Consider the following 12,062-nt stretch of genomic DNA (forward strand, 5'->3'; position numbering starts at 1 on the left):
TCTACTTTACTCCCATTCAATAGTTCCGGGTGGTTTTGAAGTAATATCATACACAACTCTATTTATTCCTTGGACTTCATTTACTATTCGATGGGATATTTTTTCTAAAACTTCATAAGGAAATCTATACCAATCTGCAGTCATTCCATCCTGACTGTTAACCGCTCTAATTGCAACTGTGTGTTCATAAGAGCGCTCATCACCTTTTACACCGACACTCTTAACGCCTGGCAAAACCGCAAAAAGCTGCCAAATATCATTGTAGAGGTCTGCTTTTCTCACTTCATCTATCAGTATATAATCTGCTTCCCGTAGTATCTCCAATTTTTCTTCATTTACTTCTCCAAGAACTCTTATCGCAAGACCAGGCCCAGGGAAAGGATGTCTCCAGGCAAGCTCATCTGGCATTTTTAGTTCTTTTGCCACTTTTCTAACCTCATCTTTGAATAGAGAAGTCAAAGGCTCCAAGAGTGATAGCTCCATCTTTTCAGGAAGCCCACCAACATTATGGTGAGATTTTATAACACTAGCCGAATCAGTACCACTTTCTATCACATCAGTATATATTGTCCCCTGAACAAGAAAGTCAATGTCACCTATTTTGTTCGCCTCTTCTTCAAATACACGGATAAATTCTTCTCCAATAATCTTTCTTTTCTTTTCAGGATCTACTACACCTTTTAATTTATTCAAAAACCTGTCTACAGCATCAACATAGATAACCTTCATATTGTATTCGTCTCTTAATGTCTGAAGTACTTCTTCAGGTTCATTTTTACGAAGCAGTCCATGATTAACGAATATACAGGTAAGATTATCGCCCAAAGCTTGATGCACAAGAAGAGCTGCAACTGAAGAATCTACACCACCTGAAATTCCACATACTGCTTTTTTGTCGCCTGCTTCTTTATATATCTTTGAAACCATACTTTCCACATAGGAATCCATTGTCCAACTTCCAGAAAAGTTTGCAACATTAAATAAAAATCTATCAAGAACATCTTCGCCATATTCTGTATGCTTTACTTCAAGGTGAAACTGAATACCATAGAAGTTTTTTTCCGGGTGATAAATGGCCGCTTTGTATGAGCTTTCTGTCAAAGCTGCAACTCTAAACCCTGAAGGAACTGATTCAACAATATCCCTATGGCTCATCCATACATTTTGTTTTTGTGGAAGGCCTTCAAAGATAGGCACAAGCTCATCAGAATGTTTATCTTGTTCTATATTTATAACACTTTTGCCGTATTCGCCGCTATCGCCCTTTCTTACCTCACCACCTAGCTCTTTTACCATTAACTGCATACCATAGCATATACCAAGGACAGGTACTCCAAGCTCAAATATTTTAGGGTCAATACCGGGCGCCCCCTCAGCATAAACGCTTTGAGGACCTCCAGACAAAATTATTGCTCCTGGAGAAAGTGCTTTTAATTTTTCTGCGTCTGTAGTATGTGGTAATATTTCACAATATACATTTTTCTCTCTAATTCTTCTTGCAATTAATTGAGTGTATTGGGCTCCATAATCAAGAACAACAGCAAGTTCCTCTCTAGACAACTTAAACCACATCCCATCCTTAATAGTTTTACATTCTTACTTCAACTCTTCTTCTATCTCTTTGATATCTTCTTCATCTTCTATTATTTCTTTTTCTTCTTCTATTTCAATACTTCCAAGGATCTCTTCATACTGTTCAATCATACTTTCATAATGTGCTCTCTCTTCCTCTGATATATCATCAAGTTCCAAAATCTCTTCCCACTTAGTCAGGGCTTTTTCAATATCTCCTGTTTGAAGATGATATATACCATAGACTTCGAGAACATTTGAATTGTTCGGGTCTAGTTCATAGCCTTTCTCAATATATTCTTTTCCGGCTTCTAGGTCATCCATATATATTGAGACAAGTCCTTTGTTAGATAATGCTTCTACATTTTCTTCATCTATATCAAGGGCTCTATCAAAAGATTCTTGAGCATCTTCTAAATATTCATCAGCCATATCTTCACTACCTTCCTGAAGATACTCCATTCCTGCAAATAACTGAAGCCCTCCTAGCTCTAACCAATTTGCTATTTCGTCCGGATTTTGATCTACTTCTGCTTTAAATGTATCAATATATTCGTCAATGTCACCCTGCTGCGGGGCACCTTCTTTCATGCCACCACCACCTAAGCCACCCACTCCCGTACCTAATAGAGTAGAGCCTATTAAAGCTAGGCCAGCAAATATAGCAATCACAAGGACAACTGTCTTTTTTCTTTTTCTAAAATAATTCGTAATCATTACATTATACTCCCCTTTTGTAAGATGACTTTTATTAAACACGAACATTAGTCTCAAATAAACTATTTTTTTTATACAAACTTATTATAATTCCCACAGGTCACTGCTGTCAATTAAATTAAAAACAAAACTACCCCCGTCTTAAGACGAGGGTAGTCTTATATCACTCTATTACATTGGGGGCATGCCGCCCATGCCTCCCATGCCGCCCATGCCACCTGCCATGTCGTCTCCTCCATCTTCTTCAGGAAGATCTGCAACTACTCCTTCTGTAGTTAAGAACATGGCAGCTATACTGGCTGCATTTTGTATAGCATTTCTGGTAACTTTCTTTGGATCTACAATTCCTGCATCTAACATATTACCATACTCATTCTTCAAAGCGTTATATCCGTGGTTAGTCGCCTCTGTTTTAACTTTTTCTACAACAATTGTACCTTCTGCCCCTGCATTATGAGCTATCTGCTTAAGCGGCTCTTCTAGGGCTTTTCTTACTATATCTACTCCGGTAGCTTCATCACCTTCAGCATCGACATTGTCAAGGGCTCCAAGGATATCAATCAACGCTGTACCTCCACCGGCAACGATTCCTTCTTCTACCGCAGCTCGTGTGGAATTCAGTGCGTCTTCTATTCTTAATTTCTTTTCTTTCATCTCTGTTTCTGTTGCAGCACCAACTTCTACAACAGCAACTCCACCAGCTAGCTTAGCAAGTCTTTCTTGAAGCTTTTCTTTATCAAAGTCAGAAGTTGTCTCTTCTGCCTGAGTTCTAATTTGAGAGATTCTCTTTTCGATATCTTCTTCGTTACCCTGACCATCTACTATGATAGTTTCATCTTTAGTTACTCTAACCTGCTTTGCTTTACCTAGCATGCTAATGTCAGCATTCTTAAGCTCTAAACCAACATCCTCGCTTATAACCTGACCACCTGTTAGAACAGCTATATCTTCTAGCATAGCTTTTCTTCTATCTCCAAATCCAGGCGCCTTAACTCCTACACAGGTAAATGTTCCTCTAATTTTGTTAACAACTAATGTAGCAAGGGCTTCTCCTTCAACATCTTCTGCGATTAATAATACCTGTTTTCCTTGCTGTACTACTTTTTCTAATAGTGGTAGTACTTCCTGTACATTAGCAATCTTTTTATCAGTTATTAGTATATATGGCTCGTCTAAGATCGCTTCCATCTTTTCATTATCAGTAACCATATATGGAGAGACATATCCTCTATCAAACTGCATACCTTCAACTACTCTCAAGTCAGTCTTAAAGCTCTTAGATTCTTCTACAGTGATTACTCCGTCTTTTCCTACTTTCTCCATAGCTTCTGCAATAAGGTTTCCTACTTCTTCGTCATTTGCTGAGATAGAAGCAACCTGAGAGATTGACTCTCTATCTTCAACCGACTTTGAGTTCTTTGAAAGCTCATCTACCGCAGCATCCACAGCTTTTTGAATACCTTTTCTTATGATCATTGGGTTAGCCCCTGCAGTAACGTTTTTAATTCCCTGTTTGATCATAGCCTGCCCAAGAATTGTAGCAGTTGTAGTACCGTCACCTGCAACATCGTTAGTCTTTGTAGCAACCTCTTTTACTAGCTGAGCTCCCATATTTTCAAAATGGTCTTTTAACTCAATTTCTCTTGCGATAGTTACACCGTCATTAGTTATCTCAGGAGAACCAAACTTCTTCTCTAAAACAACGTTTCTCCCTTTAGGACCAAGGGTTACCTTCAAAGTATCTGCAAGTTTATCAACACCAGCTTCTAGTTCACGTCTGGCTTCTTCTCTAAATTTAATCTCTTTAGCCATTTTGCATTACCTCCTTTGTTCTTTATTTATTTATTCGATTACGGCCAGGATATCATCCTGACGCAGAATTAAGTACTTTTCATCATCTCTCTCAATTTCATTACCAGCAAACTTTGAGTAGATGATTTTATCTCCAACTTTTACTTCAGGCTCTACTCTATTACCATCATCTAATATCTTTCCAGAGCCTACTGCTACTACTTCACCTTCTTGAGGTTTTTCTTTAGCCTGTTCCGGCAATACTATGCCGCTTTTAGTCTTTTCTTCCTGCTGCTCTACAAGCTTAACTAAAACTCGATCTCCAAGTGGCTTGATACTCATCTTTTGTTACCCTCCTTTAATCTATCTATTTTTATTTATACACATTGTTAGCACTCGCAGTTATCGAGTGCTAATTACATTTATAATAATATACAAATTATGAAGCAAAATCAATAATTAAGCTAAAAAATACAACCCTCTCTCCTTTCAATATTTAAAATTATCTCCCACTATCTCTTACTAATTATAAATTTTACTTGATTTTGCATCTATCTGTTTTGGTATTATGGACTAGTTGAAACATATTTATACATTATCTGAACATTTTTATCCAGTGTTAATTCAACGGCAAAAAGTCTAGTAATACAACAGTGCAAATTTTTTAATAATAAGTTACAAATTAGTATTGTTTTTTCAGAAAATTTTTAATACTATATATATACCACCAAAAAAGTAGCTAATATTAAGGAGGTTTTTATTTTGCAGTCAACAGATCTAAAACAATGGTTTAAAAGTTACCCTGATGACATCCCTAAATCATTAGACTATCCAGACATCCCTCTATACGAAATTCTAGAACAAACTACAAAAAAATATCCGGATAAAACTGCTACCATTTTTTATAATGCTAAATTAAATTATAAAGAACTATATAAACAGGTGAATGCATTAGCAAAAAGTCTTCAAGACCTTGGAGTACAAAAAGGTGATCGTGTTTCTATAATGCTTCCAAATACACCTCAGCTTGTAATTGCTTACTATGCTGCTCTTAAGATAGGAGCAATAGTTGTACAAACAAATCCTCTTTACAAAGAAAATGAACTAAAACACCAAATGGTAGACAGCGGTTCAAAAGCCATCATTTCATTAGATATGTTTTATCCCACTATTCAAAGCGTAAGAAAAGATACACATTTAGAAAATGTTATCCTGACAAGTTTAAAAGATTATCTTGCTTTCCCATTAAACTTAATATACCCATTAAAAGAAAAAAAAGAAGGAAACAGCGTAAAAATACCAGCTCAAGAAGATATAATCTGGTTTAACTCTTTAGTAGAAAAAAATAAAGGCAGAGAACCACAAGCTCCTGACATTGACCCAAACGAAGACCTAGCCTTGATCCAGTATACAGGCGGAACTACAGGTACTTCAAAAGGAGCTATGCTAACACACAAAAACCTTGTATCCAATATCTATCAGATGAAACACTGGATCCCTGATCTAAAAGAAGGCGAAGAAGTAACGATGGGTGCTCTCCCATTCTTCCATGTTTATGGAATGACGGCATGTATGAACTACTCGATTGCCGCTGCCGGAACTTTAATACTAGTGCCTAAGTTTGAAGTAAATACTGTATTGAAGTTGATTAAAAAATATAAACCTACGCTGTTCCCAGGAGTTCCAACAATGTATATAGCTCTTTTAAATCATCCCGACATTGAGAAATATGATATTTCGTCCATAAGAGTCTGTTTAAGCGGGGCCGCACCATTGCCAGTAAAAGTTCAAAAACAATTTGAAGAAATCACAGGCGGAAAATTAGTAGAAGCCTATGGTCTTTCTGAGACTTCCCCCGCTGCCACCTGCAATCTAATATACGGCCATAGAGAAGAAGGAAGTATAGGTATCCCTGTACCAGATACAGACTGCAAGGTAATTAATCTAGAAACAGAAGAAGAGGAAGTCCCTATCGGCGAAAGGGGAGAGTTAGCGATAAAAGGTCCCCAGGTTATGAAAGGATACTGGAACATGCCTGAGGAAACTGAAGCTGTCCTTCGTGACGGTTGGTTCTATACAGGTGATATAGCAATAATGGACGAAAACGGCTTCTTCTATATTGTAGACAGGAAAAAAGATGTTATCCTAGCAGGAGGATTTAACATCTATCCCAGGGACATAGAAGAAGTACTCTACAAACACCCAAAAATCTCTGAAGCTTGCGTTATAGGAGTTAGTGACGATTATCGCGGCGAAACAGTAAAGGCATATGTAGTACCTAATGAAGGTGAAAATTTGACCGAAAGTGAACTTGAAAAATACTGCAAGGAACATCTGGCATCTTATAAAGTACCAAAGATTTTCGAACTAACCGATGAGCTTCCAAAAACCCTTGTTGGAAAGGTTTTAAGACGTTCATTAAGGGAACAAGAAGAAACCAAAGCAGTAAAAGAAACGGCTACATCAGAAGAACCTTCAGAAACTGGGTAAAGGTATTATCCTAACGTACCAACGACTCGCTAAAAATTTGCAAAACAAATGCAAATTAAATGCTCGCTTATGGTACGTTAGGATAATACGCCAAATACAAAAAAACTAAACGGATTACTCTCTTGCACATTCTGAAGCTTGGCCTGATAATGTCTCAAGAGCATGAGGGATTGCTGGAATTATTACATCCATGCATTCTTCTACAGCTTTTGGGCTTCCTGGCATATTGATAATAAGGGTTTTTCCTCTAACCCCCGATACCCCTCTGCTTAACATACCATGAGGGGTTTTTTTGATACTTTCATAGCGCATAGCTTCCGCTATTCCTGGTACCTCTTTTTCAATTATTTTTAGAGTTGCTTCCGGGGTAAAGTCTCTTGGACTTAGACCAGTACCTCCTGTAGTTAGTATTATATCTACTTTCTTTTCATCTGATAAATAACACATAACCTTTATTATTTCCTGTTCTTCATCGGGAAGAACCCTATACTCTTCCACTTCTATATCCAATTCATTAAGTTTTTTTTCTATTAGTTTCCCACTTTTATCTTCTCTTTCACCCTTTGAACCTTTATCACTTAGCGTCAATATCCCCGCTCTAAATGTCATGATCTATCTCCACCACCCTACATAATATCTTGATTAAAATATTTTTATATAATAATTTTGCACCTAAATTTCTGCCATTACCTCACCTGTTTTTGATAAGTCATAACCAGAGAGTTCGCCGACAGATTCTTTAAACTCATCACTTTTTAAACTTTTTAAAAGGTTTTTGATCCCGGACATTTCATAATATTTTTTTGGTATAATTAGATCAAATCTTTCCTTAGCCAAAAAAACAAAGTCAAGGTCTAAGGCTTCAGCTGCTGCCCTAATACCTAGTCCGACATCAGCCGCACCTCCGCTGACCGCTGCTGCAACAGATAGATGGTTTACCTCTTCCTTTTCATACCCCTTAATGTCATTAGATGAAATCTTTTCATTTTCTAGATGATAATCTAGTAACACCCTGGTACCTGCACCCCTTTGTCTATTGACAAGTCGGACATCTTCTCTTAAAAGATCTTTTATGTTTTTAATACCTTTAGGGTTATTTTTCTTAACAATAAACCCTTGATCTCTGTATATTAAGTTTATCACAATCAACTCTTCATCTTTGATATATTTTTTGATAAAAGAAGTGTTATATTCCCCTGTCTTTGGGTCAAGTAGATGAACACCTGCTAAATGGGCTTCTCCCCTAGCAATTGCCATGATACCACCCATACTACCTACATTAGTTGAAGCAAGATTATATGGATAATGGTTTTTGTGTAGGATTTCACCCAGCAGGTCTAGAGTTATATCATGGCTACCTATACTTACAAGGGTATTGTCCACCAGCTGTCTGGGTTTTAAAAGCTGTACCGTAACTTCTTCATCTTTGTCTAATCCTTCTTTCATTTGAGGAACTACGACTATCCCATCAGCCTCAACCATAGACATAACTATACCAGCACCTCTTTTTAGAGGAGAGGCAATATAATCACCATCTAACAGCCCAAGTTTAACTCTCACATATTCGGACGCATTTAAAGATGAGACTAATTTTTTGGATATTTTTGCTTTAACTTTTTCTCTTTCCAAATTTTCTTCACTTATCTTCTTCTGTCCCATTAACCAGTAATCAAGTAAAGGCTTAACAAAACACTCAAGGGCAATAAGAGCTGACACAGGATAACCTGGTATTCCAATTACAGGAGTATTATTTACCATACCAATTACAACTGGTTTTCCTGGTTTTATAGCAACCCCGTGGACCAACACTTCTCCTAGTTCGTCCACCACTTTATATGTATAATCCTCTCTACCTGCCGATGAGCCTGCGTTAATTATCACTAGATCAAAAGCATTTGAAAGATTATTAATTTCAGTTTTTAGCTTTTCATAATCATCTTCAACTTTCTCCTGTCTATAAGGTTCTCCGTCCCACTCCAAAACATTTCCTGCTATCATCCTGGAGTTATATTCTATTATGTCTCCTGGCTTCATATTTTCCCCAGGCTCGATTAATTCATCTCCTGTTGGCAAAACCCCAACTTTTGGAGGAATTTTTACCTTAATCTCTGTGATCCCCCCTGCCAAAAGCGCACCTATATCAACAGGGCGAAGTTTATGATTTGAGGGAACAATCATTTCGGTAGCTACTAGATCTTCTCCTATAGTCCTGACATTCTCCCACGGCGAAACTGATTTTACGATCTCTATCTCATCATCATTTAACCATTCAACCTCTTCAATCATGATCACAGAATCTGTACCTTTAGGGATAGGATCACCTGTATCAACTACAAAAGCCTCGCCTTTGGCAAGAGACAATGTCACTGGGTTTCTAGAGCTTGCTTCTCTAGTGTTTTTAGAATTAACAGCCACTCCATCCATTGCACTGGCATGATAATGAGGCGACGATACTCTGGCAAAAACGGGCTCACTTGTATACCTACCGCGGGCATTATCAACAAACACTTTCTCAGAACGTACATCACCCATTTCGCCTAAATCATCTAGTGCATCAAAAAGCTTTTTTCTTGCTTCTTCTAATGAAACATTTTCTAGATAAACCTTTCTATCATCTTTCATCGTTCAACCTCCTCAAAGTCTCTACGGAAAAAATATATAATTATAGTAAATATACTTCCACTTCTTCTCCTGACCTAAGCCCTTCTGTATTTCTTGGAATTTTAAGTAACCCTTCCGCCTCTACAAGGGTAAATATTAGTCCTGACTCTCCAAGTACCGGTATGACATTATAATTCCCATTTTCATTTTCTTGTAATTTGACCCGGACATAATCTTCTCTTCCTCCTCTTGAGGAAAGGTTGCGGGTAAGTTTCCCTCTAATTGTAGGCACAGGAGGTGAATCTTTTTTGCCGCTGATAATATCAATAGCTTTTTTGACAAATAACCTAAAGGTAACCATAGCACTCACAGGGTTGCCGGAGAGGCCAAATATGGGCTTATCATCAACCATCCCAAAGATAGTTGGTTTGCCAGGTTTTATTGAAATACCGTGAAATATCACCCCTGGATCACCGATCAAATTAATTACATCCGAAGTTACATCCTTCTCCCCTACAGAACTACCACCTGATACAATAACAAGGTCGTTTTCTTCTAAAGCCTTACTTATATATTCTTCTACTTTATCCTTATTATCAGGGCATATACCATAATTAATAGGCTTAGCCCCTGCTTCAAGAACCTCTGCGCTAAGAGCCCAGGAGTTAATATCCCTTATTTTGCCCGGGGTAAGTTCTTCAGAGGGTCCTATAATTTCATCTCCTGTTGAGATAATTCCTACTTTAGGTTTTTTATATACTTCTACTTCAGTAATCCCAAGAGCTGCCAAAGCCCCTAGATCCTGTGTTCTAATCTTATGACCACCTTCCAAAACTTTCTGGCCTTTTTTTACGTCTTCTCCAACTTTTATCACATTTTCACCTGGTGAAATAGGTTTGTTTATCAGAATAGAATCTTCTCCAAGGGCTTCTGTTTCCTCTATCATCACAACTGAATCGGTTCCCTGTGGAAGCATCCCACCAGTAGCTATCTCAACAACTTCTTCTTTTTTCACTTGTACTTCAGAAGCCTCTCCCATTAGTACCTTGCCTGCAAGAGTAAAAACTCCAGGAAAAGATTCACTGACTCCATAAGTTTCATCTGCCCTCACAGCATATCCATCAACTGTTGACCTAGAAAAAGGAGGCAGATCTAAAGAAGAGTGTATATCTTTATACACTATCCTGTTTAAAGACTCTTCTGTTGAAATTACTTCATTTAATTGTTTGTCATTATAATAACCTACACTTTTAAGAGTATAGATAATTTCGTTTATAGCTTCATCAACCGTCAAAACTTCTAGCATAGCAACCCGTACACCTCACTTATCTGATAACAAATAACAATTCTATCTCAATATAATCCCCATTCTAAAAACATCCTAATTGACAGCTAACTATCTTTATATCCATCTCATCTGCCATTTCTCCTACTTTTTTTAGGCTGTAAGAGTGCTTTTCACTTATCTCATAACAGCTAGAACATGATATTTTGCCATCTTTAGAATTCTCTTTTATTAGCTCTTTTAATCTTTGATCTTCATTTGACATTTCATCTACCCCCAATTATTAATTTTGATTCAACTGCAAAATTCATATGAACAAAGTTTTGTTTTTAATTGCAATACATCTTGATAAGAAAGCAGGAGAAATAAGGCCTAATAACAGGAGGTCATTAGCTAATCGAACTCAGGATGAGTTCTTAGATTTGGAAGCCTTATTTCGACTGCTGCCGAATCTTAGATGTATCAATTAAAAACACTATAATTATGTGAATAGACTTTTTGCAGCCTGGATCAATTTTCTATATATACTTTATTATAAAGTGATAATAATATCAAGCTAAGTTAATAAAAGAAGGACACGGAAAAAATAGGTTCTCCGTGTCCATTCTTCTACCATTAACCATTACGTTCATCACTTGCTTTAATTAACCTTCATATACCTCTTTTAAAACTTCCTGTGCATCTTCACCATCAGGTGTTTCCATTCCATCAACCCATTCGAGAACTAAGTCAAGGTTTTCTTCTACCCACTCTTGGGCAACTTCTTCAGCTGGTCTTTCATAATAACCATGCTCGTATACCCAATCATTTACAATATCTTCATCAACGTCAAATTGAATAAAATACTTAGCAAGGTTTGGGTTCTCTTCTTCAAAACCAGGTCTTGATATTGTACCTACTTTTTCACCTTCACCCCAGATACCTTCAGGATCATCGAGATATTCCATATCAAATAGGACATTCATATAATGAGGTTCCCAACCGCTAAATACTACCCATTCTTCATTATCTATGGCTTGTTCTACTTCAGCCATCATAGCAGCTTCGTTACTAGGGATAAGCTCCCATTCACCGAGTCCATAAGTGTCATCTTCAAAAGCATCTATCATAATTTGATTTCCATCATTACCTTCTTCTAAACCATAATACGTATAATCAAATTCCTCAGAGTAATCAGCCAAATCTTCCAAAGAAGTGATGCCTTCTTCATAAACATAAGTCGGTACTGCTGGTGCATATGCTGTCTCTTCTAGATGAGTTTCAAGATGAATTACATCTCCTGCTTCTAAAGCATTCTCAAGAGGAGTACCCCAGGTTTGAAACCAAGCATCTGTAAATACATCAATGTCTCCGTCACTCATACCCTGTAAGACAACAGGCAACGTATAGTTTTCTAGTTCAACATCAAAACCAAGGGATTCTAAGATTTCTTTATTTACATAACTTTTTTGAGTAGAGCATGTCCATTCAACTTTTGCTAGACTGATTTCATCTAATGCTACTTCTTCTTCTCCGCATCCTCCTGCAAAAACACTACTTACCAAAATCAAAGCTAAAGCTAAAGATAAAATAATTTTGCCCTTTCTTAAAGATAACATAACTTAAA

Annotated in this window: 10 protein-coding genes; 1 reads left to right on the forward strand and 9 read right to left on the reverse strand. The window is 37.2% G+C overall.

All coding sequences use genetic code 11. The features are described 5' to 3' along the window. Positions 1 to 6 precede the first annotated feature (6 nt). From guaA to groES, 4 genes are all read right to left on the reverse strand, one after another. On the reverse strand, positions 7 to 1,560 hold the full coding sequence (guaA, locus tag ACONDI_RS10735) for a glutamine-hydrolyzing GMP synthase (protein WP_241078546.1): 1,554 nt from the start codon (positions 1,558 to 1,560) through the stop codon (positions 7 to 9). A 36-nt stretch (positions 1,561 to 1,596) separates the two neighbouring features. Then, positions 1,597 to 2,289 (reverse strand): tetratricopeptide repeat protein, encoded by a 693-nt coding sequence (locus tag ACONDI_RS10740; protein WP_241078547.1) that lies wholly within the window; start codon positions 2,287 to 2,289, stop codon positions 1,597 to 1,599. Positions 2,290 to 2,460: 171 nt separating this feature from the next. Next, positions 2,461 to 4,101, reverse strand: coding sequence for a chaperonin GroEL (groL, locus tag ACONDI_RS10745; protein WP_241078548.1), 1,641 nt, complete (start codon positions 4,099 to 4,101; stop codon positions 2,461 to 2,463). A 30-nt stretch (positions 4,102 to 4,131) separates the two neighbouring features. Further along, positions 4,132 to 4,422 carry a co-chaperone GroES gene (gene groES, locus ACONDI_RS10750; RefSeq protein WP_241078549.1) on the reverse strand — a complete coding sequence of 97 codons (291 nt, stop codon included), beginning with the start codon at positions 4,420 to 4,422 and terminating at the stop codon, positions 4,132 to 4,134. A 420-nt stretch (positions 4,423 to 4,842) separates the two neighbouring features. Between groES and ACONDI_RS10755 the strand changes: the two genes are divergently transcribed. After that, positions 4,843 to 6,570: a long-chain-fatty-acid--CoA ligase gene (locus ACONDI_RS10755; protein ID WP_241078550.1), complete on the forward strand. Its 1,728-nt coding sequence runs from the start codon at positions 4,843 to 4,845 to the stop codon at positions 6,568 to 6,570. Between the two features lie 114 nt (positions 6,571 to 6,684). Here the strand turns inward: ACONDI_RS10755 and ACONDI_RS10760 are convergent, their stop codons facing one another. From ACONDI_RS10760 to ACONDI_RS10780, 5 genes are all read right to left on the reverse strand, one after another. Next, positions 6,685 to 7,179, reverse strand: coding sequence for a MogA/MoaB family molybdenum cofactor biosynthesis protein (locus ACONDI_RS10760; RefSeq protein ID WP_241078551.1), 495 nt, complete (start codon positions 7,177 to 7,179; stop codon positions 6,685 to 6,687). Between the two features lie 63 nt (positions 7,180 to 7,242). Then, positions 7,243 to 9,192, reverse strand: a complete 1,950-nt coding sequence (locus tag ACONDI_RS10765) for a molybdopterin biosynthesis protein (RefSeq protein ID WP_241078552.1) — start codon at positions 9,190 to 9,192, stop codon at positions 7,243 to 7,245. A gap of 40 nt (positions 9,193 to 9,232) precedes the next feature. Beyond that, a complete protein-coding gene (locus ACONDI_RS10770) occupies positions 9,233 to 10,477 on the reverse strand; it encodes a molybdopterin molybdotransferase MoeA (protein WP_241078553.1) in 1,245 nt (414 codons plus the stop codon). Between the two features lie 64 nt (positions 10,478 to 10,541). Next, positions 10,542 to 10,721, reverse strand: coding sequence for a hypothetical protein (locus ACONDI_RS10775; protein ID WP_241078554.1), 180 nt, complete (start codon positions 10,719 to 10,721; stop codon positions 10,542 to 10,544). 379 nt (positions 10,722 to 11,100) lie between these two features. Then, entirely contained in the window at positions 11,101 to 12,054 is a 954-nt protein-coding gene (locus tag ACONDI_RS10780) for a glycine betaine ABC transporter substrate-binding protein (protein WP_241078555.1), read from the reverse strand. Positions 12,055 to 12,062 lie beyond the last annotated feature (8 nt).

The sequence above is a fragment of the Natranaerofaba carboxydovora genome, assembly GCF_022539405.1.
In the GTDB taxonomy this organism is placed as follows: domain Bacteria; phylum Bacillota; class Natranaerobiia; order Natranaerobiales; family Natranaerofabaceae; genus Natranaerofaba; species Natranaerofaba carboxydovora.